Annotated in this window: 1 protein-coding gene; it reads left to right on the top strand. The window is 59.1% G+C overall.

The genetic code is table 11. From position 1 onward, the window contains the following. A partial coding sequence (locus tag FLQ03_RS14735; RefSeq protein WP_144374181.1) for a hypothetical protein occupies positions 1 to 208 on the top strand: 208 nt, incomplete at both ends.

Here is a 208-nt window from a genome sequence, read left to right as displayed (position 1 = left end):
CGTGCGCCCGCAGTTCAAGGACATCGAGACCGAGAAGGACGAGAAGAAACTGAGCGCAGCCGAGAACAAGCAGGCTCTACTGCACCCAGAGCGTATCCGCGAGATTACCCAGTACATCCTGAACAACTTCCGGCAGAAGACCCACCGCCTGCATGCGGGCAACAAGGGCTTCAATGCCATGTTTGCCGTCAGCAGCGTGGATGCCGCC

This window comes from Vogesella urethralis (genome assembly GCF_007644045.2).
Classification (GTDB): domain Bacteria; phylum Pseudomonadota; class Gammaproteobacteria; order Burkholderiales; family Chromobacteriaceae; genus Vogesella; species Vogesella urethralis.
The sequence above is the reverse complement of the archived record's forward strand: the minus strand, read 5'-3'. Positions and strand labels throughout refer to the sequence as shown.